Below are 20,760 nucleotides of genomic sequence, written 5' to 3'. Positions count from 1 at the left end.
GAGTCAGTCGGCGCTCATCACCGACTGAACGGTGCCGTCGGAGCCGAGGTTGACCAGGAGCACATCGTCGGTCGAGCTGTCGTCGAGCGCGTACTCGAGGACGGCGAACGGCTCGGACCCGCCGTGCTCGTCCGCCAGGATCGTCATGCTCATGAGCCGGAGCGACCGGATGATGTCGACGGCCGCATCGCCTGACACGTCCACGAGCACATCAGCGAGATCGTCGCCGTACGCTTCCTGCTGTTGCAGGATGTACTCGGTGACTTCGCTGGTGCGGTCGTCGACCTCGGCGAGCATTCCTCGACGGGCTGTTCCGTCGACGTTCTCCAATCCGGCGATGAGCCCGGCGGCGATGTCGAGGGCGTCCGCGGACACATCATCCTGGTCCGGGGCGGTCAGATCGACGGTGACGCTCTGGTCGCCGAGCTCGACGGTCTCCGACCAGAAGATCGAGCCGTCGGGGCCCGAGGACAGGAGTCCGAAGTAGTCGTGTTCGATCGCCATAACGCTATGAAACCAGCCCGGTGCTCACGGCGGTAGTCCTGTCCTCAACCGACCAGCGACTGGACGAACACATGAGGCGTGAATCCGGTGAGATCGTCGATACCCTCGCCCTGGCCGAGCAGCTTGACGGGGATGCCCGTGCGTTCCTGGACGGCCAGCACGAACCCGCCTTTCGCCGAGCCGTCGAGCTTCGTGAGGACCAGCCCCGTCACTCCAGCGTGCTCCAGGAACGCCTCGGCCTGCATCACGCCGTTCTGGCCCGTCGTGGCGTCGAGGACCAGGAGCACCTCGCTGATCGGCGCCTGCTTCTCGATCACGCGCCGCACCTTGGAGAGCTCGTCCATGAGACCGCCCTTGGTGTGCAGGCGCCCCGCGGTGTCGATGATCGCGATCTCGATGCCTTCGCGCTTCGCGTACTCGACCGTCTGGAAGGCGACGGATGCGGGATCCTGCCCCTCCTGTTGCGGGCGGACGATCGCTGCTCCCCCGCGCTGCGCCCAGGTGGCGAGCTGATCGACTGCTGCGGCGCGGAACGTGTCGGCGGCTCCCACCACGACGCTGCGCTGATAGCCGCGCAGGAATTTCGTGAACTTGCCGATGGTCGTGGTCTTGCCGACGCCGTTGACGCCCACCACCAGGACCACGGCGGGCCGCTCGGTGAGCTTCAGGGTCGTGTCGAACTTGGCGAAGTGCTCTTCGAGCGTCTCCCGCAGCATGCGCTGCAGATCTTTCGGGTCCGTTGTGCGGTAGCGATCGACCTTCGCGCGGAGCTCGTCGACGACGCGCTCGCTGATGTCAGGGCCGAAGTCCGCCGTGATGAGCGCGGTCTCGAGGTCCTCCCATGTCGTCTCATCGATCGTGGGCTTGACGAACATGCCGCGCAATGCGCGACCAAGAGACCAGGACTTCTCCGCCATCCCTCCAGCCTACGGGTAGCACGGACGATCGTCCGCCCGCGCGCCGACCGAGATCACACCGCCGATGCGGCCCGGTCACCCACCCGCTGACCCACGACCGCGGACACGCCGTCCTGCCGCATGGAGACGCCGTAGAGGGCATCGGCGATCTCCATCGTGCGCTTCTGATGCGTGATGATCAGCAGCTGCGAGCTCTCCCGGAGCTGCTCGAAGACCGTGAGCAGTCGGCCGAGGTTCGCGTCGTCGAGTGCCGCCTCGACCTCGTCGAGGATGTAGAACGGGCTCGGGCGCGCCTTGAAGATCGCGACGAGCAGCGCGACCGCCGCGAGCGAACGTTCGCCACCGGAGAGGAGCGAGAGCCGCTCGATCTTCTTCCCGACCGGACGCACCGACACCTCGATGCCGGTCGTGAGCATGTTCTCGGGATCGGTGAGCGAGATGCTCCCCGTGCCCCCGGGGAACAGCAGAGGGAAGACCTGACCGAAGGCCTCCTTCGTGTCTTCGAAGGCGCTCGCGAAGATGGTCTGCATCCGCTCGTCGAGGTCGGCGATGATCGTCAGGAGGTCTTGGCGGGTCTGTGTGAGATCCGCGAGCTGTTCGGTGAGGAACGCGTGGCGCTGCTCGAGCGCGGCGAACTCCTCGAGGGCCAGCGGGTTCACTCGCCCGAGCTGAGCGAGCTTGCGCTCCGCTTCGGCGAGTCGGCGCTGCTGGATGCGTCGATCGAACGGGATGGCGGTGTCGTCGAGCAGCTCGCCGTCCGCGGGCTCGATACCCGGATCACGCGGAACCAGCTGATCGGGGCCATATTCCGCGACAAGAATATCTTCGTCCAGCGAAAGCTCGGACGAGACTCGCTCCAGCAGGCTGCTCAGATGCAGCTTCTTCTCGTGGATCTGCAGTTCGAGTCCATGCACGCTCTCCGTCAGGCCGGCCAGACGCTCGCGCAGGGACGTCTCCTGGGCGCGGAGCGCGACGAGCTCCTCGTTCTGGGCGGACCGTGCCGCCTCGGCCTCGGCGAGGACGACGCGCGCTTCGGTGACCGATCGGTCGAGCGAGTCGAGGATTCGGGGAAGCTCTTCTGTGACGCCCGATGCCGCTTCCCGCTGTGCTCGACGGATCACCGCACGTCGGGCCGCCTCCGCCGCCGCGTCGCGTTCGTGTTCCCTCTGGCGCTCCAGGCTCACGACGCGCGCCTGCGCAGCGCGGACACGCTCGCGCAGCGTCTCGACCTCCAGTCGTGCTCGTACCTCACCCTCACGTGCGAGCTCCAGCGCCTCCAGCAAGCCGTCGCGCGCGGACGCATCGAGAACCGGTCGAGGCGCCGCGACCGCGTCGTCCAGCGCGGCCTTGGCACCCTCCGCTTTCGCCTCCGCCTCCGCCACAGCGGCCTGGGCTTGCGTGAGTCCGGTCTCGAGCCGCTCGCATTCCGCGACGGCAGCCTCGTGACGGACCGTGACCCGGTTCACCTGCTCCGCGTGGGTCGCGAGAGCGGCGTCGTGCTCACGGAGAGCACGCAGTGCGTCCTTCGCCTGACGCCGCGTCGTCTCGACCGCTTCGTTCGCATCCTCCCGGGCTTCGCGCAACGAGTCCACCACGATCTGGATCTCGGCGAGGCGCTCGGTCGCCGCGTCCCGCTCGGCCGCGAGTTCGAGGCGTGAACGCTCACCGCCCGACCCCGTGCGCAGGGTCTGCGCGGTGACCACATCGCCGCCCACCGTGACGATCGTCGTCGCCGTGTCACCCGCCGCATCAAGGCCGCGCGGGCGGCACGTGCCGCATCGAGATCGTCCGCGATGAGCACATGCGACAGCACGCCGAGCACGCCGTCGGGGGCCGTCACGGTGTCGACCGCGGGGATGACGCCCGGTACCGATGTTGTGACGGATTCGGGCCGCCGGGCGTCGGCCACGACGAAGTCGACCACTCCCCTGCGGTGAGCGGCCGCTTCGAAGGCCTGCGCGAAGGCATCGTCCACCGTGTCGATGAGGACGCCCTCCGCAAGCGGCCCGAGGACAGCGGCGATGGCCGCTTCGTACCCGGCACGCACCTGCACGGCGTCGCCCACGAGGCCCCGCACGCCCTTCCCACCGGCCTCGACGATCTCGGCCGCGCCGCCGGACAACGACAGCGCGCTGCTCAACGCCGCGGCCTTCGCCGTCAGGGAGTCCACCTCGCGCTCCGCCGCGTGCAACCGCTCGCGCAGCGTCTCTCGCTCGGCTTCCGCCGCCGTCGCGGCGCGCTGCGCGCTCTCATAGGCCGCGGCATGCTCGACCGCCGTGCCCTCGGGCGCCTCGGCGTCGTCGATCGCTTCAAGGGCATCAGCAGCTTCGCGACGGCGCGCATCCGCGGCTTCGAGTGCGTTCTCCTGGCGAAGCACCGCTCCGCGGACGGCGGCAAGAGCCGAAGCAGCGGCATCGGCAGTGCCGCGCAGCGCCGAGAGCCGCATGTCATACTCCGACACCAGCGCACTCTGCTCCGCGATGTCGACGTCGAGAGTGTCGAGTTCGGCACGGGCGTGCACCACCTCGCGACTCGCCGCCGCCGCCGCATCCTGCGCATCGCCGAGCCCCGCCGAGATCACGTCGATCTCATCCTTCGCCTCGTCGATCGTGCTCTGCGTCACCGTGACGGCGGTGACCGCGGCATCTTCATCCTCCGAGCCGAGCAGCGCAAGACGCTGATTCGCCAGGGTGTAGAGCCCTCGCATCCGCTCCTGAACCTGCTCCAGTCCGAAGGCCACTCCGCGTGCCTGGTCGACCGCGACCGAGTTCTGGTCCTGTTCGAGCCTCGCGATGCTCGCTCGGACGGTCTCCGCCTGATCGGACAGTACAAGTCGCTCGGTATGGCGTTCGTGCTCGGTTCGCGTGTGGTCCGCGAGTGCGGTGCGGAGCGCGACGACGTCGTCGGCAAAGATGCGCGCCTTCGCATCACGCACGACAGCCGCGATCGTCTGGGCCTCACGCGCGATCTCGGCCTGGCGTCCGAGGGGCTTCAGCTGACGCCGGATCTCCCCCGCCAGGTCGCTGAGACGTGTGAGATTCGTCTCCATCGCGTCGAGCTTGCGGAGGGTCTTCTCCTTGCGCCGGCGATGCTTGAGGATTCCCGCGGCCTCCTCGATGAAGCCGCGCCGGTCTTCCGGGGACGCCTGCAGCACGGTGTCGAGTCGTCCTTGACCGACGATCACGTGCATCTCGCGACCGAGACCGGAGTCGCTGAGCAACTCCTGCACATCGAGCAGACGGCAGCCCTCGCCGTTGATCGCGTACTCGCTCGACCCGTTGCGGAAGAGCGTGCGACTGATCGTCACCTCCGCGAATTCGATCGGCAGCGCGCCGTCGGCGTTGTCGATCGTGAGCTGCACCTCGGCACGACCCAGCGGACCCCGCGTGGATGTTCCGGCGAAGATGACATCCTCCATCTTGCCGCCACGAAGCGTCTTCGCTCCCTGCTCGCCCATGACCCAGGCGAGGGCGTCGACGACGTTCGACTTGCCGGATCCGTTCGGTCCGACGATGCAGGTGACGCCGGGCTCGAACACGAAACTCGTCGGCTGCGCGAACGACTTGAACCCTTTGAGCGTCAGGCTCTTCAGATGCATGCGGGCACCGCTCGTCCGGGGAGAATCACGCCGCTACGCTATCGGAATCCCGGCCGACAGCCGTCATCCCGCGCGGGGAGGGACCGAACGCGCAGCGACTCGCGACACGCCGTGGGAGCGGAATGTGCTTGACGTCGTCCAAACGGGTTCGCTACGGTTGCCTCCGGATCGCCACACGAAAGGAGGTTACCGATGATGATCACTCAGCTCAACGCACAGGCCACTGGCCTCGCCGGGCCCGCGCCTTTCGCGCCGCGCTTCGCGTTCTCGGTAACCGCCGGCGTCCGCTCCAGCGCGCTCTCGTAGCAACGCACCGAGATTCCAGGCCCGTAGTGGGCCTCCCGGCCCCGTTCCTCCGCGCCCACCCTCTGATCCGCATCCCGGATCTCAGGTCTCCGCCGCCATTCGCAGACCACGTCCCGTGGTTCGACATGAGCAGCTTCTTCTCGCGCCGTTCCCGACCGCTCCGCCGTCGATGCACGGTGCTTCCGCACCCCTTTCCACCACCACTCGAAGGACCGACCGTGAACACCACGTTGCACCGCAGCGTCTCCCACCCGCCCGATATCGAGGACCGTGAGGTCCTCCAGATCCCTCGCCCCGACGAGTTGCGGCGTCTGTCGTTCGCAGACCGTCTCTCCCTCCGGATCGCTCTCTGGCTGTTCCAGAGGGCACAGCGTCCGCGGCGGCAGCGCCGCGGCCTGTACATCGATCCGGCCGACCTCCTGCTCCTCGGCGAACAGCGTCACCGCTCCGCTGCTGAGTCGTACGCGATGCTCACGTACGACATGCAGCGCGGCATGCGCTGACGGCAGGCCGGTCATGACCGCCGCACAGTTCCCCGCACCCGCCCCTGGCGGGTGCGGGGATCACCCCGCCCCACGCTGCGAAACGAAGGAACCGACATGAAGACGAACACCACGCCGACGATCACGCCGCTCATCGTTCCGGCCTCGTTGCACGCGCCGGACGCCGCGGAGTTCCTCGCGTTCGGAGAACTCAATCGCCGCGTCTGCGACGAGCAGGTGGGCCTCCCCGACCTCGCCCCGGATGCGGCGCAGATGCTGCCGGACTGGCAGGATCAGACCGACTCGCTCGACCTCGGCTTCGTCGCGCGCATCGACGCGGAGATCGTCGGAATGATCACGCTCTCCCTGGCGCTCGAACCCGAAGCCCATGCCGCCGAGATCGACATGCTCGTCCCGGAGAAGAACTGGGGGCGCGGCATCGAAGAAGCGCTTCTCGCGCGTGCCGAGGCGGAAGCGGGCGCACGAGGACGCCGCACCCTGCAACTGTGGAGTCTGCACCGTCCCGAGGAGTCGGAGCGGATGCTCGTCCCCCGCACAGGCTGGGGCCGCATTCCGGCGACACCCCTCTCCGATCTGGCCGAGGCTGCGGGCTTCAGCCTCGAGCAGGTCGAGCGCAACAGCGAGTACGACCTGCGCGGAGACAGTGCTCCGCTCCGCGCCGCCCTTTCCGAGGCGACCGCATTCGCGGGTGCGGAGTACCGCGTCGTCACGTGGGACATGCCGACGCCGCCGGAACGGCGAGACGGTTTCGCTGCCGTGCTCGCACGACTGTCGACGGACGCGCCGAGCGGAGACATGGACTTCGCTGAGGAGAGCTGGGACGCCGACCGTGTCGTGCGTCGAGAGGCGCGGCTCCTCGGCGCCGGTCAGGCTGTGTCCGTCGTCGCCGTGGAGCATGTGCCGACAGGCGAGCTGGTCGCGTACAACGAGCTGCTCATCGCTGCGGATCGCACAGGTGTGACGCATCAGTTCGGCACGCTGGTGCGCAAAGACCATCGCGGCCACCGCCTGGGCATGATCGTGAAGAGCGCGAATCTGCTCCGGTGGCGTGAGCTGATGCCACGATCGACCGTGGTCTCCACATTCAACGCCGAGGAGAACCGCCCGATGTTGAGCATCAACGAGGCTGTCGGCTTCGTCCCTGTCTCGTACGCCGGGGCATGGCAGAAGAAGCTCTGATGGAGGCGCGGACCCGATCTCATTCCTGCGGATGATGTCGGGTCCGCATCGTCATCCGCCGGAGCGACGACATGGCGAGGCGGGATGACGAGGCTGGGAACATGAACATTCCCGTGATCGAAGCCCACGCCCTCACCAAGAACTTCGGCTCGACCCGTGCGCTCGCCGGTGTCGATCTCGCGATCCACCGCGGGGACTCGATGGCGATCATGGGCGCATCCGGATCCGGCAAGACGACACTGCTGCACGTGCTCGCGGGAATCACCTCGCCCGATGCGGGGAGCGTCGTGTTCCGTCCGGGCGTAGGCGCACCCATCGAGGTCACCGCGCTCGGCGAGTCCGCGCGGTCCCGGCTTCGTCGAGAGCGATTCGGGTTCGTCTTCCAGCAGGGTCTGCTCATCCCGGAGCTGACCGCGGTGGAGAATGTCGCCCTCGCCTCGATGATCAACGGGGTCCCGCGTCGTGACGCGATGGGTCACGCGGCATCCTGGCTGGCGTCGCTCGGCCTCAGCGGCATGGAGGACCGTCGCATGGGGGAACTGTCCGGCGGCCAGGCACAGCGCGTCGCGATCGCACGCGCACAGGCTACGGGAGCTGAGCTCGTCTTCGCCGACGAGCCCACGGGCGCCCTCGATTCGCAGACGTCCGCCGAGGTGATGGATGCCCTCCTGTGGTCGACCACTGGTCAAGGACGCACGCTGGTCGTGGTCACCCACGATCCTGAGGTGGCTGGTCGCTGCACCCGCACGATCGCGGTGCGCGACGGCCGCATCGTCTCCGCGGCGGTGAGCGCGTGAACCGCAACGTCCTGGCCCTGCTCCTCCGGCCGGCACCCGGTCAGAACAGCGTGCTCGCCCTGCCCGTCGTCGCATTCGGCGTGGTGACGGCTCTGGTGCTCACCGTCATCGGCGGAGCGCAGTCCTTCTGGGGCTGGACGGACGAGTATGCCCCCTCTACCAGGCCCTCGCGGCCATCGCGCTCGTCCTCCTGGTGGTCCCGTTGATGTCGCTCGGCGGAGCGGCAGCCCGGTTGTCTGCCCGACGTCGGGACGAACGCCTCTCGACGCTCCGCCTGCTCGGCGTCTCGCCCGCGGGTGTGACCGTCGCCACCGTGACGGAGTCCGTCTTCGTCGCCGCCGCCGGAGCACTCGTCGGGGTGATCGCCCACATCGCGATGAGTCCCCTCATCGGCCTGATCCCGTTCCGCGGCGAGCCCCTCGGATTCACCGCCGTCCTCCTGCCTCCGCTGCAGATCGCTCTGGTGTTCGTCGGCGTCCTCATGGTGTCCGCCACGAGTGCCGTCGTCGGTCTGCGTCGCGTCGTGATCTCTCCGCTGGGGGTCCGCACCCGCACGGACGTCACGAAGGTGCATTGGCTCAGAGCGGTCTTCGCCGCAGGAGCGGTCGCCATCGCCTTCGTCCTGATCAAGGTGTTCCCCTCGATCGGCGGCCTCGTGACCACCATCGTCGTGGTCGCCGCACTGTTCGGTGCGGTGCTGGCCGTCCTCAACCTGGTCGGCCCGTGGGTGCTGAAGGTCTCGGCGTCACGGCAGCTCCGGCGTGCCGAGCGCCCGGACCGCCTGCTCGCCGCCCGCATCGGCCTCGACTCTCCCAAGGCGGCTTGGCGTCAGGTCGGCGGCATCGCCATGGCGAGCTTCATGGCCGTGTTCGCGGGGACGGGCGTCGCACTGATGAACGTGATGACGGGGCCTGAGGCATCGTCGACCGATTTCGCGCTCGCGCAAGACATCCGCACCGGCCTCATCATCACCCTCATCGGCTCGTTCCTCATGGTGGCGGCCTCTGTCGGGGTCAACCAGGCGTCCGATGTGCTCGACCAGCGCGAACTGCACCGCAGCCTCCATCATCTGGGCATGCCGCTGGAAACCGTCGACCACGCCCGTCGACGCGCCATCATGTCGCCTCTGCTGGTCACGGCGATCGGTTCGGCGCTCGTCGCCGCGGTGCTGGTCTTCCCCTTGGTCGGACTCGCGCTGATCACGGCGCCCGCGTCGCTGATCACGATCGCCCTGATCGTCGCGATCGGCGTCGGCGTGGTGTGGGCGAGCACCTGGGCGACGCGACCGCTGCTGCATGGGGCGTTCCGGACGGCATGACCCACAGGAGGGCCGCGGACTCGTCCGCCGTCGCGAGCCAGGTCTGCGTGGCAGGGTGTGCGACGGTCAGCGCCGCCGCTGGCACCTCGGGCAGAAGTGCGACGACCGGTTCATGAAGGCGACACGCGTGATCGGCGTTCCGCAGCGCGGGCACGGCTGTCCGCCACGACCGTAGGCGTTCAGGGAGTGCGCGAAGTAGCCGGCCTGCCCGTTGACGTTGACATACTGGGCGTCGAAGCTGGTGCCGCCCTCCGCCAGCGCCTTGGTGAGAACGAGTCGGACCTCTGCGAGCACTCTGCTCGCAGAGACGGTCGAGAGCTTGTCGGCGGAGGTCTCCGGATGGATGCGCGCCGCCCACAGCGACTCGTCGGCGTAGATGTTCCCGATCCCGCTCACGAGGCCCTGGTCGAGGAGCACCCTCTTGATCGCACTCCGGCGGCGCGACAGAGAGGCCAGGAAGGCACGATCGTCGAAGGCGTCGTCCAACGGATCCCGCGCGATATGACGCACCTGGCTCGGCACGAGGGAGTCCCCGTCCTCGACCAGGGCGTCGACCGCGAGAGAGCCGAACGTCCGCTGGTCTGCGAAGACGACGGCGAGTTCGCCGTGGCTGGGATGTTCGATCCCGATACGCACGCGCTCGTGCCGCTCCGCCTCCGCGCCCGGGGCCCGCAGAAGCATCTGGCCGCTCATCCCGAGGTGCGCGATCAGGGCCGACTCCGCGTCGTCGAGCGGAAGCCAGAGGAACTTCCCGCGACGGGATGCCGCCGCGAAGGAACGGCCTTCCAGCCGGGAGACGAAGTCCGCCGCCCCCGCGGCGTGGCGTGTGAGCGCGCGCTCGTCGAACACGCTGACCGCCGTGATCGTCGATCCGACGACAGCCGGCGCCAGACCGGCCCGGACGACCTCGACCTCGGGGAGCTCAGGCACGGTCGCTGAGAGTGCGCCAGGCGCTGAGTGCCGCCGCCATCTCCGCGGTCTTCTTGCTGCTGCCCGTGCCCGTCATGCGCACATCTCCGACCACCACGGTCGCCGTGAACCGGCGGTCGTGGTCGGGACCGCTCGCCTCCACGGAATACTCGGGCGGTGTGGAGCCGACTCGCGCAGCGAGTTCCTGCAAGCTCGTCTTCGGATCCATCGCCGCGCCGTAGCGCTCCGGGTCCGCGAGCAGGGGCTTCGTCAATCGCAGTACGAGGTCGGTCGCCGCGTCGGGTCCGGCGGAGAGGTACGTGGCGCCGATCACGGCTTCCATCGTGTCGGCGAGGATCGAATCCTTGTCACGGCCGCCGGTCTGCTCCTCACCGCGTCCGAGCAGCAGGTGGCTGCCGAGATCGATACCCCTGGCCACCTCGGCGAGGGCGACCGTCGACACGACACTCGCGCGCCGTTTCGCCAGTTCCCCCTCGTCGAGGTCGGGATGCGTCGTGAAGAGCATCACGGTGACGGCCTGTCCGAGCACGGAGTCGCCGAGGAACTCGAGGCGCTCGTTGTGCGGGATGCCGCCGTGCTCGTACGCGTAGGACCGGTGAGTCAGAGCCAACTCCAGAAGCTCCGCGTCGATGTCGACGCGGAGCTTCTCTGGGAGAGGTCTCGTCCCCCCGGGGACCTCCGTCACAGTACGCGACTCAGACGTCGGCGACCTTGCGGCCCTTGTACTCGAGGAAGAGCTCGGTGCCCTGGGAGTCGGTGACGACCTTCGCCTGGTGAGGGCGGCTGTAGACGACCTGACCGTTCTCGATGGTCTTCACGAGGGCGACCGGAGCCGCCTTCCACTGCGCGCGGCGCGAGCGGGTGTTCGAACGGGAAACCTTGCGCTTCGGGGGGTTACCAGCCATGACTAGCTCTCTTCTTTCTCGGCGGCACGAGATTCTTCCGTGCCGTCTTGGTCTGTGATGTTCTGGAGCGCACTCCACCGAGGATCGATGGGAGCGGCTTGCTCCGTTCCGGTGCTCACGGTCAGCCGTTCACCCGTTTTCGGGTCGAGACCCGGGCAATCCGGCTGACACACCGGCTGAAAAGGAAGGGCCAGTACAGCCGCATCCCTGACCAGAGTTTCAAGATCCACGTGGTCGTCTTGAACCTCGAAGTCAGTTTCTTCCTCACCAGGATACGCGAAAAGCTCCTGGAACTCGACTTCGACGGGCCGAGCGATGTCGATCAGGCATCTGCCGCACACGCCGACGTACTCCGCATCGGCTGTTCCCGACACCAGGATGCCTTCGTGGACGGACTCCAGACGGACATCCAGGTCCATGTCGGAACCGGCTTCGAACGTGACGATGCCCTCGCCCCAGGATTCTTTGAGGGCGACGGAGAACTCGTGTTCGCGCATCTCCCCCGGTCGGCGGACGATGTCACGGACGGGGAGCACGAAAGGACCGTTCATTCGAGAGCGCACCGTTCCATGCTACCGGCCGGCACCCACGGTCGCTCTGACCGCACACTCAGGGAACCGGCTCAGATACCGCGACCACCGGTGTCGAGGAAGTCCGCGACGGCAGGCGGGACGAAGGGCGTCACATCACCGCCGAGGGACGCGACCTGGCGAACGAGCGAGCTCGAGACCATGGCGTGCGAAGGATCGGGCAGGAGGAACACCGTCTCGATGCCGGCGAGGTGCCGGTTGACGATCGCCATCGGGGATTCGTAGGCGACATCGATCTGCGACCGGATGCCTTTCACGAGCACGCCAGCACCCACATCGCGCGCGTAGTCGACCAGCAGACCCATGCTCCAGGAACCGATCACGATCTCCCCTGCCATGCCGTCGTCGGCGATCGACCGCTCCAGGAGCGACAACCGCTGCGCGATCGGCAGCATGGCCTCTTTGCCCGGGTTGTGCACGACCAGCACGTGCAGCTCGTCGTACAGGGCCGCCGCACGGCGGATCACATCGAGGTGACCCAGGGTGGGCGGATCGAAGGAACCCGGGACGACGGCGATCCTGCTGCTCATGCGACCAGCCTAGGGCACACGAGGAACGGGTCAGTTCTTCGCCAGAGCTGCCCGATCGTCGTCGCTCACCCTGCGGGCGATGGCCTCACGCAGGCCCGCGTGCTCGTCGAGCGCGGGGTCGCGCGCCAGGATCGTCTCGGCGATCTCGCGGGCCCGCGTGATGAGTCCCGCGTCTTTCACGACCCGGAGGAGCTTCAACGATGAGCGGACGCCCGCTTGCGCAGCGCCCAGGACATCGCCCTCTCCCCGCAGTTCGAGGTCGACCTCGGCGAGGGCGAATCCGTCGAGTGTCGCGGCGACGGCGTCGACACGGTCGCGGGCGAGCGAACCCGACTCCGCCTCCGTGACGAGCAGGCAGAGACCGGGGACACCGCCACGCCCCACTCTGCCGCGGAGCTGATGCAGCTGCGAGACCCCGAAGCGATCCGCATCCAGCACGATCATCGTGGAGGCGTTCGGGACATCGACGCCGACTTCGATCACCGTCGTCGCCAGAAGGAGGTCGATGTCGCCGCGCGCGAAAGCCTGCATGACGGCGTCCTTCTCCTCTGACGGCATGCGCCCATGCAGCACCGCGCGGCGGACACCTCCCAGAGTGGGATGCGTCGCCAATGCCTCGTCGAGCTGCACCACCCCCAGCGGGGGCCATTGCCCCCCCTCGGGCGCGAGCGCGGCCTGCTCCCCCGCCTCCGCCGTCTTCTTCGTCGTGTCGATGGCGGCGCACACCGCGAAGACCTGCCGCCCCTTCGCGATCTCTTCGGCCGCACGCTCCCAGACACGGTTGAACCATCCCGGGTGTTCCGCAAGAGGTGCGACGAAGGACTCGATCCCCGCGCGGCCGGCCGGCATCGTACGGATGACCGAGGTGTCGAGATCGCCGAACACGGTCATCGCCACCGTCCGTGGGATCGGCGTCGCCGTGAGCACCAGCGCATGCGGACTGGAGCCCTTCGCCCGCAGCGCCTCACGTTGCTCGACACCGAACCGATGCTGCTCGTCGACGACGACCAGGCCGAGGTCTGCGAACGTCGTCTTCTCCCCCAGCAGCGCGTGGGTGCCGACGACGATGAGCGCCTGACCGGATGCGACCCGCAGCGCAGCCTTGCGCCGCTCGGCAGCAGGCATCTGCCCCGTGAGCAACGTCGGCATGAGCAGGGGCGCCAACTCGGGGCCGAGCATCTTCGCGATCGAACGCAGATGCTGCCCCGCCAGCACCTCGGTGGGAGCGATCAACGCCGACTGACCGCCGCTCTCGGCGACCTGCAGCATCGCGCGCAGCGCGACGAGCGTCTTGCCCGACCCGACTTCTCCCTGGACCAGGCGGTTCATCGGCCACGCGCCGATGAGGTCCTCGGCGATCTGGCCGCCCACCGTCTCCTGGTCGGGCGTGAGCGTGTACGGCATCGCCGCGTCGAAACGCTCGAGGAGCCCACCGGCCCCGGCAGGGCGCGAGGTCGCGGAGAGCGCGCGAACCGCATCACGCTGTTGGAGCAGAGCCGTCTGCAGCGTGAGTGCCTCGTGCATACGCAACGTCCGCACTGCAGGGTCGATGTCGTTGCGGGTGCGAGGTCGGTGGATCAACTCGAGCGCCGCTCCCGCCGTGAGCAGCTCGTCCCGTTCTCTGATCTCGCCCGTCAATGGATCGGGAACCTCGACGAGGTCGTCGAGCACTCGTCCGATGAGCCGAGCGATCTGCCAGGTCTGGATGGTCGACGTGGCCGGGTAGATCGGGATCGGCACCGCCGCACGCGCATCCGCACTGCGCCGCGCCGCGTCTTCGTCGTCGAAGAGCTCGTACTCCGGATGAGCGAACTGCGTGACGCCGTTGAACTCGCCGACCTTGCCGGAGAACACCCCGCGACGGCCCACCGTCAGATCTTTCGAGCGCCACTCCGCCGCGCCGACGTTCTTTGCGAAGAAGGTCAGGGACATGCGCCCGATGCCGTCGCCGATCACGACGTCGACCATCGCACCCGGTCGGTTGCGCATCCGACGGAAGCTCGACGACAGCACCTCGGCGACGATGGTCACCGTCTCACCCAACGGCAGATCCCTGATCGGCGTGAGCTCGCCCGGATCGGCGTAACGGCGAGGGTAATGGGAGAGCAGATCGCCGACGCTCTGCATGCCGAATGCCCGCCCGAGCGTCTTCGCGGACGCCGCACCGAGCGCGTCCTCCAACGAGGAATCGAGCGTGAGCGACATGTTCCGAGTCTAGGGACAGGGACCGACACCTCGGACATCCGTCCTGTCGTATCGTGAACGGGTGACGAGGATCATCGCAGGAGCCGCACGGGGCGCACGACTCGAGGTCCCCGGTGCCGGCACCCGACCGACGAGCGACCGCGTGCGCGAATCGCTCTTCGGCGCACTCGAGTCGCTGAGCGCGATCGCCGGAGCCAGAGTGCTCGACCTGTACGCCGGGTCGGGGGCACTCGGGCTCGAGGCCCTGAGCCGCGGGGCGAAGAGCGTCGACTTGGTCGAGCGAGGGCGCCAGGCCGCAGCCGTCGTCCGACGCAATGCCGCGGTCGTCGCGAAGGCCGGAGCCCTGCCGGCCGGGCGCGTGCACGAGACCGCGGTCCACGCCTTCCTGCTGAGAGCATCGGGGCCGTTCGACCTCGTCTTCACCGACCCGCCCTACGATCTCGACGACGCGGCGATGACCGCGGATCTCGTCGCGCTCGCCCCGCTTCTCTCCGCGGACGGCGTCGTCGTCGTCGAACGAGCTCGACGGTCGACAGTCCCCGACTTCGCCTCGGCGGGACTGGAGCAGTTCCGGGAGAAGACCTACGGCGACACCGCCCTATGGTGGGCCGAGCCCGCCGAAGACGGCCGAACGGATCGACCCGCCGAGGATCAGCCGCCGACCGCGTCCCAGTCCCGGTAGGGATCCCAGCCGCTGACGTCCACCGGCCGGCCGTCGCAGAGCAGGTCGTGTTCCTCCCGAGGCCGCACGCGTCCGATCATGCGGAACCCCGGCGGCAGCGCGTCCTCAGCGAACGTCGCGAGCAGAGCATGATCCTCGCCGCCGGCCAGGGCACGATCGGGCGTGGCCCCCAGAACCGCTCCGTCGAGGGCGATCGTGACTTCGGATGCCGCCGCCATCCGCCGCGCATCGAGCGCGAGCCCGTCAGAGATATCCATCATCGCGGTCGCTCCGGCCATCGCAGCCACCGCGCCGAGACCGATCGGAGGAGAGGGCCGCAGCTGTGCGGACAGCGCCGCACTCTCCCCGGTGCCAATGTCGTGACATCGACGGGGACCGGAACGTCACCGTCGCGGAACCGCCCGAACAGGACCGCGAGCCCGTGCGCCGCGAGACCGAGCTCACCCGCGACCGCCACGACATCGCCCGGACGCGCACCCGACCGGGTGACCGGAGCACGCCCCTCGAGGTCGCCGAGCGCCGTGACCGCGATCGTCAGCACATCGGACACGGTGAGATCACCGCCGATGACCCGCACCCAGGCGCCAGAGCGTCACAGGCCTCCCGGAAGCCGTCGGCGAGCCGCTCCACGAAGGAGAGTCGGAGATCGCGCGGCACGGCGAGTGCCACCAGCAGCGCCGTCGGACGCGCGCCCATGGCAGCGACGTCTGCGAGGTTCACGGCTGCGGCCTTCCATCCGAGGTCGTAGCCGGTGGACCACGCGAGCCGGAAGTCCGGGCCGTGCACCAGCGTGTCCGTCGTCGCCACCACCGACCCCGACGGCGTCGCGAGCACGGCCGCATCGTCTCCGGGACCGATGAGGGCGTGCGCCGCCCGCGAGGTGCGACTCAGGATCGCCTGGAGGATCCGCCCCTCGGATACATCGCCCAGGCGCGGATCATCGTCGTCGGGTCGGGAGAGCATGCTGTCAAAGGTAGCCTGGAAGCATGCCTCGTTCCCGTCGCCTCGCTGCCCTCGCAGGCGCGGTGATCCTCTCCGCAGCCCTCGCCGGATGCTCGACGACCGTGCACCTCGAGCCCGCCGACGATGCGGACAACCCCGCCTGCGCCTCCGTCTCCGTCTTGCTCCCGGACAACGTGGCGGGCTTTGACCGCGTGTGGACGGATGCCCAGGCCACCGGCGCGTGGGGTGAGCCCACCACCATCGCGCTGCGCTGCGGAGTCGAGCCGCCGGCTCCGTCCGCCCTCGTGTGCACCACCCTGGGCGGCGTCGACTGGCTCGTGCTCGAACAGGAGAAGGAACGTCAGCGGCTCGTCACCTACGGCCGCGACCCCGCGGTCGAGGTGAACATCCGACGCGGCGAGCAGATCGACTTCCAGTCGATCGTGGACTCGCTCTCCACCAGCATCCAGTCCGGCCTCGCGCCCGCGACGGCGAAGTGCACGGACCGCGTGGAGTTCCCCGCGAGCTGACCCGCGGGGACCCCGATCAGCGGCTGAGACCGGTTTCGATGAGCTCGGTGATGAGATCGCCGTAGCTCAGACCGGAGGCGACCCAGCACTTAGGGAACATCGAAATGGGGGTGAAGCCGGGCATCGTGTTCAGCTCGTTGACGACGAGGTCGCCCGCAGGGGTGACGAAGAAATCGACCCGCGCGAGCCCCTTTCCGTCGACGGCTTCGAACACGCGGACAGCCGTGTCGCGCAGCGCGCCGATGAGCTCATCGTCGACATCGGCCGGGCAGACGATTTCGACGCCGTCACCACCCAGGTACTTGCCCTCGAAGTCGTAGAAATCACGCGTTGTCAGTACGACCTCGCCTGGCAGAGAGGCCCGCGCGCGCTCGCCATCGCGTCCGGCGAGAACTCCGACCTCGATCTCGCGGCCCTCGACGCGGGACTCGACCAAGACCTTCTCGTCCTCCGCGAAGGCGATCTCGAACGCCGCATCCAGCCCCTCGCCGTGGTCGACCCGAGAGACGCCGACGCTCGAACCCGCACTCGCCGGCTTCACGAACACCACGGGGCCGAGGTTCTCCACGCGCGCGCGGATGGCCTCGGAGTCGGCGTGCCACTCCGCGCGACGCACCATGATCCCCGGAGACACCGAGATGCCCGCCGCAGTGAGGGCGACCTTCGTGAAGTGCTTGTCGAGCGAGACCGCCGAGTCGAGGATGCCGCAGCCCGCGTACGGCATGTCGATCACCTCGAAGAAGCCCTGGATCGCTCCGTCCTCACCGTGCAGGCCGTGCAGCAGAGGCAGCACGACGTCGACCGTGCCGAGACCCTCGGTCCTTCCATCGGGGTGCACGACACGGAGGGTACGGTCGCCGCCCGGCTCCGGCCACCGCACGCGCGTGCCGTTGTCGACGACCTCGGGCAGGTGGGCGGCGTCGAGCGGGAACTTCGCAGGATCGTCGTCTTCCAGGACGAAAGCGCCCTCACGGGTGATCCCCACGGGGATCACGGCGTAGCGGTCGCGATCAATCGCTCCCAGCACGCCCCCCGCCGTTGCGGAACTGATCGAATGCTCGCTGGAGCGCCCGCCGAAGAGCACCACCACCGTCTGCTTGTCCATGGTTGGTCCTCTCACCCTGCGGGGTGTCGTCGTCCGTCGTCAGGTGGGGTGCGATGTCGCGCGGATCCATCTTGCCGTCGAGCACCATCTTGACCTGCTCGACGATGGGCATGTCGACCTCGGCCTCGCGCGCGAGCTGCAGGATCGGTGCGACGGACGCCAGGCCCTCCGCAGTCTGCTGCATCTGCTTCACGACATCCTGGAAGCTGTATCCCTGGCCCAGCAGGCGTCCGGCCGTGTTGTTGCGGCTCAGGGGCGACTGGCAGGTCGCGATCAGGTCGCCGAGGCCGGCGAGACCCTGCAGGGTCTCAGGGTGTGCGCCGTTCGCCACGGCGAAGTCCGTCATCTCGACGAGTCCGCGCGTGATGATCGACGCTTTCGTGTTCTCTCCGTAACCGACGCCGTCGACGATGCCGATCGCGACGGCGATCAGGTTCTTGAGCACGCCGCCGAACTCGGTGCCGATCACGTCGGTGTTCACGAACGTGCGGAAGTAGCCGTTGCGGGCCGCTCTCGCGACGATCTCGGCGGTCTCCTGGCTGCGCGAGGAGATCACGGCGGCGGTCGGCTGCTCGCGAGCGATCTCCAGCGCGAGGTTCGGCCCGGATGCCACAGCGATGCGATCGGGGTCACACCGCAGTTCCTGCTGGATCACCTGACTCATGCGCAATCCGGTGCCGCGCTCGACGCCCTTCATGAGGCTGATGATCTTCGCGTCGCTGTCGGCGAGCAGCGGTCGCAACGCCTTCAGATTCTCGCGCAGCGATTGGCTCGGCACGGAGAGGTACACCTGGTCGACGCCGTCGAGCGAGGTGGCGAGCTCATGGGTTGCGGCCATGGTCCGCGGCAGGTTGATCCCCGGCAGGTAGCGCGAGTTGCGCTTGGCCTCATTGATCTCCTGCGCCAGTTCGGCACGACGAGCCCACATCGTCACCTGCGCGCCGCCGTCGGCGAGGATCTTGCCGAAGGTCGTCCCCCAGCTCCCCGCGCCGATGACCGTGACCCGCGGTCCGGCGGGAACGGTTCTCTTAGGAGTCAAGGCGTCCGGTCTCCTTCTGGCCATGGCTCGCGGGGTTCCACCGTTCGGCGGGAGCCTTCTCGTCACGCAGTTCCTCGAGAAGCGCGGTGATCGCGTTCATGAGACGACTGGTCGCCTCAGTGAGCGCCGCGGGCTCTCCGGCGCGCCCGCGCAGGTCCGAGACGTCCACGGGGTCGCCCACGAGCACCTGGACGGGTTTGCGCAGCGGCCACAGGCTGAGTCCCTTCTGGTAGCGACCCATGATGGCCTGCGTGCCCCACTGCGCCATCGGGATCAGCGGGATGCCGTCGGCCAGGGCCAGGCGGACCGCTCCGGACTTGCCGCGCATCGGCCACAGGTCAGGATCACGCGTGAGCGTGCCCTCGGGGTACACGATCACGCCGCGTCCGTGCTCCACAAGCTCCTGCGACTGCACCATCGTCTGGCGTGCGGAGGCGGCCGACGAGGTGCGGGCCACCGGGATCATGCCGGTGCGGTGAAGGAACCATCCGAGGACGGGAACCTTGAACAGGCTCTCCTTTGCCATGAATCGGGGGGCACGGCCGATCCGCCAGACCGCCACCGCCACGACGAGAGGATCGAACTCCGAGTAGTGGTTCGGCGCGAGGATGAAAGCACCCTCCTGAGGGAGCTTCTCCGCGCCGCGCACCCGGATCTTCGCGATCAACGCGACCGGCGGGATCACCAGAGCCGCGAGCGGCCAGAACACGCTCGGCCGCGTCGTCTCCGCAGACCGCCTCGCCACCCGGGTCACCGGATGACGTCGAAGTCGGCGCCGAGCGCGTCGAGCTTGGCGAGGAACTTCTCGTAGCCGCGGCTGAGGATGTCGACGCCCGACACCTTCGACTCGCCGGTGGCGGTCAGCGCCGCGATGATGTGGCTGTATCCGCCACGGAGGTCGGGCACCACGATGTCGGCGCCGTGCAGCGGTGTCGGGCCGGTGATCACCGCGGCCTGCTCGAGGTCACGACGCGGAACGCGCCGGGGGCCATCCTGCAGTCCCCGAGGGTGAACGACGATGTCGGCGCCCATCTTGACGAGAGCCTCCGTGAAGCCCATCCGGTTCTCGTACACGGTCTCGTGCACGACGGAGCGGCCGTGCGCCTGCGTCAGGGCGACGACGAGCGGCTGCTGCCAGTCGGTCATGAACCCCGGATGCACGTCGGTCTCGATCACGACGGGCTTGATCTCACCGTCGCGACGGAACAGGATGCCGTCTTCCTGGATGTCGAACCAGCCGCCGGCCTTGCGGAAGACGTTGAGGAACGTCAGCATCTCCTGCTGCTTGGCGCCGCCGACGAAGATCTCGCCATCCGTCGCGAGTGCGGCGGATGCCCAGGACGCTGCCTCGTTGCGGTCGAAGATCGAGCGGTGGTCGTAGCCGCGCAGCTTCTCGACACCCTCGATCACGATGACCCGGTTGGGCTCGTACGAGATGATGGCGCCCATCTTCTGCAGCACGGCGATCAGGTCCATGATCTCCGGCTCGATGGCGGCGTTGCGCAGCTCCGTGACGCCCTCGGCGCGGACAGCCGTGAGCAGCACCTGCTCGGTCGCACCGACGCTCGGGTACGGCAGGTGGATGTTCGCACCGTGCAGACGGTTGCCTCCCGTCGAGAGACGGATGCCGCTCGGGAGCTTCTCGACGATGGCCCCGAACTTGCGCAGCGCGTCGAGGTGGAAGTCGATGGGGCGGTCGCCGATGCGGCATCCACCGAGGTCGGGGATGAACGCCTGGCCGAGGCGATGCAGCAGCGGTCCGCAGAAGAGGATCGGGATGCGGGAGGCCCCGGCATGCGCGTCGATCTCCTCGAAATGCGCGGACTCGACATCGCTCGGGTCGAACACGAGCGAACCGGGCTCATCGCCCTCGCTGACGCGCACTCCGTGCACCTCGAGCAACGAGCGCACGACGGCGACATCGCTGATCGCCGGCACATCGCGCAGGGTGCTCACGGTCTCGCCCAGGAGCGAGGCGACCATGGCCTTGGTCGCCAGGTTCTTCGCACCCTTGACGTCGACGCGACCGCGAAGCGGACGCCCGCCTCGAATGGCGAGGACGTCTCCGGTGAGTGCAGGGACTCCGTCCGGGAGAGCGTCGCGCACAGGTGTCGTCATTCGGAGCCTCACTTCGTTCACGGATTTCGGGGGCGGGTTGCCCCTGGGCTCCCCCGCCCCCA

General features: G+C 68.4%; 22 protein-coding genes and 1 pseudogene. 7 read left to right on the top strand and 16 right to left on the bottom strand.

From position 1 onward, the window contains the following. Window positions 1-3 precede the first annotated feature (3 nt). The 3 genes and pseudogenes from G4G29_RS09310 to smc all read right to left on the bottom strand — a co-directional run bounded on the left by G4G29_RS09310 (window position 4) and on the right by smc (window position 5,019). Window positions 4-504, bottom strand: a complete 501-nt coding sequence (locus G4G29_RS09310) for a DUF2004 domain-containing protein (RefSeq protein ID WP_183152596.1) — start codon at window positions 502-504, stop codon at window positions 4-6. A gap of 44 nt (window positions 505-548) precedes the next feature. Continuing rightward, on the bottom strand, window positions 549-1,421 hold the full coding sequence (gene ftsY, locus G4G29_RS09305; RefSeq protein ID WP_183152595.1) for a signal recognition particle-docking protein FtsY: 873 nt from the start codon (window positions 1,419-1,421) through the stop codon (window positions 549-551). Between the two features lie 53 nt (window positions 1,422-1,474). Further along, window positions 1,475-5,019, bottom strand: a pseudogene (gene smc, locus G4G29_RS09300) (chromosome segregation protein SMC). Between the two features lie 524 nt (window positions 5,020-5,543). Between smc and G4G29_RS09295 the strand changes: the two are divergent. The 5 genes from G4G29_RS09295 to G4G29_RS09280 all read left to right on the top strand — a co-directional run bounded on the left by G4G29_RS09295 (window position 5,544) and on the right by G4G29_RS09280 (window position 9,122). Then, a complete protein-coding gene (locus tag G4G29_RS09295; RefSeq protein ID WP_183152594.1) occupies window positions 5,544-5,828 on the top strand; it encodes a hypothetical protein in 285 nt (94 codons plus the stop codon). 96 nt (window positions 5,829-5,924) lie between these two features. Continuing rightward, window positions 5,925-7,007, top strand: coding sequence for a GNAT family N-acetyltransferase (locus tag G4G29_RS09290; protein WP_183152593.1), 1,083 nt, complete (start codon window positions 5,925-5,927; stop codon window positions 7,005-7,007). 101 nt (window positions 7,008-7,108) lie between these two features. Then, a complete protein-coding gene (locus G4G29_RS09285) occupies window positions 7,109-7,804 on the top strand; it encodes an ABC transporter ATP-binding protein (RefSeq protein WP_183152592.1) in 696 nt (231 codons plus the stop codon). Then, window positions 7,801-8,010, top strand: a complete 210-nt coding sequence (locus G4G29_RS21830; RefSeq protein WP_244632560.1) for a hypothetical protein — start codon at window positions 7,801-7,803, stop codon at window positions 8,008-8,010. Before G4G29_RS09285 ends, G4G29_RS21830 begins: the two co-directional genes overlap by 4 nt. Window positions 8,011-8,036: 26 nt before the next feature. Continuing rightward, window positions 8,037-9,122, top strand: coding sequence for an FtsX-like permease family protein (locus G4G29_RS09280; RefSeq protein ID WP_244632559.1), 1,086 nt, complete (start codon window positions 8,037-8,039; stop codon window positions 9,120-9,122). A gap of 66 nt (window positions 9,123-9,188) precedes the next feature. On the opposite strand, the gene mutM is transcribed toward G4G29_RS09280, so the two are convergent. From mutM to G4G29_RS09250, 6 genes are all read right to left on the bottom strand, one after another. Next, window positions 9,189-10,052 carry a bifunctional DNA-formamidopyrimidine glycosylase/DNA-(apurinic or apyrimidinic site) lyase gene (gene mutM, locus G4G29_RS09275; RefSeq protein WP_183152591.1) on the bottom strand — a complete coding sequence of 288 codons (864 nt, stop codon included), beginning with the start codon at window positions 10,050-10,052 and terminating at the stop codon, window positions 9,189-9,191. Further along, window positions 10,045-10,737, bottom strand: a complete 693-nt coding sequence (rnc, locus tag G4G29_RS09270; protein WP_183152590.1) for a ribonuclease III — start codon at window positions 10,735-10,737, stop codon at window positions 10,045-10,047. Before rnc ends, mutM begins: the two co-directional genes overlap by 8 nt. A 10-nt stretch (window positions 10,738-10,747) precedes the next feature. Continuing rightward, window positions 10,748-10,957, bottom strand: coding sequence for a 50S ribosomal protein L32 (gene rpmF, locus G4G29_RS09265; RefSeq protein WP_017830754.1), 210 nt, complete (start codon window positions 10,955-10,957; stop codon window positions 10,748-10,750). 2 nt (window positions 10,958-10,959) lie between these two features. Next, window positions 10,960-11,508: a DUF177 domain-containing protein gene (locus G4G29_RS09260; protein ID WP_183152794.1), complete on the bottom strand. Its 549-nt coding sequence runs from the start codon at window positions 11,506-11,508 to the stop codon at window positions 10,960-10,962. Window positions 11,509-11,579: 71 nt separating this feature from the next. Further along, window positions 11,580-12,077, bottom strand: a complete 498-nt coding sequence (gene coaD, locus G4G29_RS09255) for a pantetheine-phosphate adenylyltransferase (RefSeq protein ID WP_183152589.1) — start codon at window positions 12,075-12,077, stop codon at window positions 11,580-11,582. A gap of 30 nt (window positions 12,078-12,107) precedes the next feature. Continuing rightward, window positions 12,108-14,282 (bottom strand): ATP-dependent DNA helicase RecG, encoded by a 2,175-nt coding sequence (locus G4G29_RS09250; RefSeq protein WP_183152588.1) that lies wholly within the window; start codon window positions 14,280-14,282, stop codon window positions 12,108-12,110. A gap of 61 nt (window positions 14,283-14,343) precedes the next feature. Between G4G29_RS09250 and rsmD the strand changes: the two genes are divergently transcribed. Continuing rightward, window positions 14,344-14,964, top strand: a complete 621-nt coding sequence (gene rsmD, locus G4G29_RS09245) for a 16S rRNA (guanine(966)-N(2))-methyltransferase RsmD (RefSeq protein WP_183152587.1) — start codon at window positions 14,344-14,346, stop codon at window positions 14,962-14,964. On the opposite strand, the gene G4G29_RS23965 is transcribed toward rsmD, so the two are convergent. From G4G29_RS23965 to G4G29_RS23955, 3 genes are read right to left on the bottom strand one after another with little or no spacing between them, the layout of a single operon-like run. Then, a complete protein-coding gene (locus G4G29_RS23965; RefSeq protein ID WP_309491651.1) occupies window positions 14,934-15,224 on the bottom strand; it encodes a hypothetical protein in 291 nt (96 codons plus the stop codon). The two genes, rsmD and G4G29_RS23965, sit on opposite strands and share 31 nt — an antisense overlap. Continuing rightward, complete coding sequence (locus tag G4G29_RS23960; RefSeq protein WP_345941174.1) at window positions 15,221-15,514, bottom strand: hypothetical protein; 294 nt, start codon at window positions 15,512-15,514, stop codon at window positions 15,221-15,223. Before G4G29_RS23960 ends, G4G29_RS23965 begins: the two co-directional genes overlap by 4 nt. Next, window positions 15,499-15,927: an AIR synthase related protein gene (locus tag G4G29_RS23955; protein WP_345941173.1), complete on the bottom strand. Its 429-nt coding sequence runs from the start codon at window positions 15,925-15,927 to the stop codon at window positions 15,499-15,501. Before G4G29_RS23955 ends, G4G29_RS23960 begins: the two co-directional genes overlap by 16 nt. 23 nt (window positions 15,928-15,950) lie before the next feature. On the opposite strand from G4G29_RS23955, the gene G4G29_RS09235 reads away from it, so the two are divergent. Then, a complete protein-coding gene (locus G4G29_RS09235; RefSeq protein WP_183152586.1) occupies window positions 15,951-16,436 on the top strand; it encodes a DUF3515 family protein in 486 nt (161 codons plus the stop codon). A gap of 16 nt (window positions 16,437-16,452) precedes the next feature. Here G4G29_RS09235 and G4G29_RS09230 read toward each other — a convergent pair whose 3' ends face one another. Genes G4G29_RS09230 through murA form a run of 4 tightly spaced genes read right to left on the bottom strand, consistent with a single transcriptional unit; the run spans window position 16,453 to window position 20,698 of the window. After that, window positions 16,453-17,541, bottom strand: coding sequence for a D-alanine--D-alanine ligase family protein (locus G4G29_RS09230; RefSeq protein ID WP_183152585.1), 1,089 nt, complete (start codon window positions 17,539-17,541; stop codon window positions 16,453-16,455). Continuing rightward, entirely contained in the window at window positions 17,447-18,580 is a 1,134-nt protein-coding gene (locus G4G29_RS09225) for an NAD(P)H-dependent glycerol-3-phosphate dehydrogenase (RefSeq protein ID WP_244632558.1), read from the bottom strand. Before G4G29_RS09225 ends, G4G29_RS09230 begins: the two co-directional genes overlap by 95 nt. After that, window positions 18,570-19,334 carry a lysophospholipid acyltransferase family protein gene (locus G4G29_RS09220; protein ID WP_183152583.1) on the bottom strand — a complete coding sequence of 255 codons (765 nt, stop codon included), beginning with the start codon at window positions 19,332-19,334 and terminating at the stop codon, window positions 18,570-18,572. Before G4G29_RS09220 ends, G4G29_RS09225 begins: the two co-directional genes overlap by 11 nt. Then, complete coding sequence (gene murA / locus G4G29_RS09215) at window positions 19,331-20,698, bottom strand: UDP-N-acetylglucosamine 1-carboxyvinyltransferase (protein ID WP_183152582.1); 1,368 nt, start codon at window positions 20,696-20,698, stop codon at window positions 19,331-19,333. Before murA ends, G4G29_RS09220 begins: the two co-directional genes overlap by 4 nt. Window positions 20,699-20,760: the final 62 nt, after the last annotated feature.

It is taken from the genome of Microbacterium sp. Se63.02b, from assembly GCF_014171575.1.
Taxonomy (GTDB): domain Bacteria; phylum Actinomycetota; class Actinomycetes; order Actinomycetales; family Microbacteriaceae; genus Microbacterium.
Note: the sequence above shows the minus strand (reverse complement) of the source record. Positions and strands in the feature narration are given on the sequence as shown.

Excerpts from the sequence above, each read along its gene's own strand:
- G4G29_RS09230 (WP_183152585.1), bottom strand. The coding sequence starts at position 17,541 with ATGGACAAGCAGACGGTGGTGGTGCTCTTCGGCGGGCGCTCCAGCGAG.
- G4G29_RS09310 (WP_183152596.1), bottom strand. The coding sequence starts at position 504 with ATGGCGATCGAACACGACTACTTCGGACTCCTGTCCTCGGGCCCCGAC.
- G4G29_RS09290 (WP_183152593.1), top strand. The coding sequence starts at position 5,925 with ATGAAGACGAACACCACGCCGACGATCACGCCGCTCATCGTTCCGGCC.
- G4G29_RS09285 (WP_183152592.1), top strand. The coding sequence starts at position 7,109 with ATGAACATTCCCGTGATCGAAGCCCACGCCCTCACCAAGAACTTCGGC.
- G4G29_RS23955 (WP_345941173.1), bottom strand. The coding sequence starts at position 15,927 with ATGCTCTCCCGACCCGACGACGATGATCCGCGCCTGGGCGATGTATCC.
- G4G29_RS23965 (WP_309491651.1), bottom strand. The coding sequence starts at position 15,224 with ATGATGGATATCTCTGACGGGCTCGCGCTCGATGCGCGGCGGATGGCG.
- murA (WP_183152582.1), bottom strand. The coding sequence starts at position 20,698 with ATGACGACACCTGTGCGCGACGCTCTCCCGGACGGAGTCCCTGCACTC.
- coaD (WP_183152589.1), bottom strand. The coding sequence starts at position 12,077 with ATGAGCAGCAGGATCGCCGTCGTCCCGGGTTCCTTCGATCCGCCCACC.
- ftsY (WP_183152595.1), bottom strand. The coding sequence starts at position 1,421 with ATGGCGGAGAAGTCCTGGTCTCTTGGTCGCGCATTGCGCGGCATGTTC.
- G4G29_RS09250 (WP_183152588.1), bottom strand. The coding sequence starts at position 14,282 with ATGTCGCTCACGCTCGATTCCTCGTTGGAGGACGCGCTCGGTGCGGCG.
- rpmF (WP_017830754.1), bottom strand. The coding sequence starts at position 10,957 with ATGGCTGGTAACCCCCCGAAGCGCAAGGTTTCCCGTTCGAACACCCGC.
- G4G29_RS09260 (WP_183152794.1), bottom strand. The coding sequence starts at position 11,508 with ATGAACGGTCCTTTCGTGCTCCCCGTCCGTGACATCGTCCGCCGACCG.
- G4G29_RS09235 (WP_183152586.1), top strand. The coding sequence starts at position 15,951 with ATGCCTCGTTCCCGTCGCCTCGCTGCCCTCGCAGGCGCGGTGATCCTC.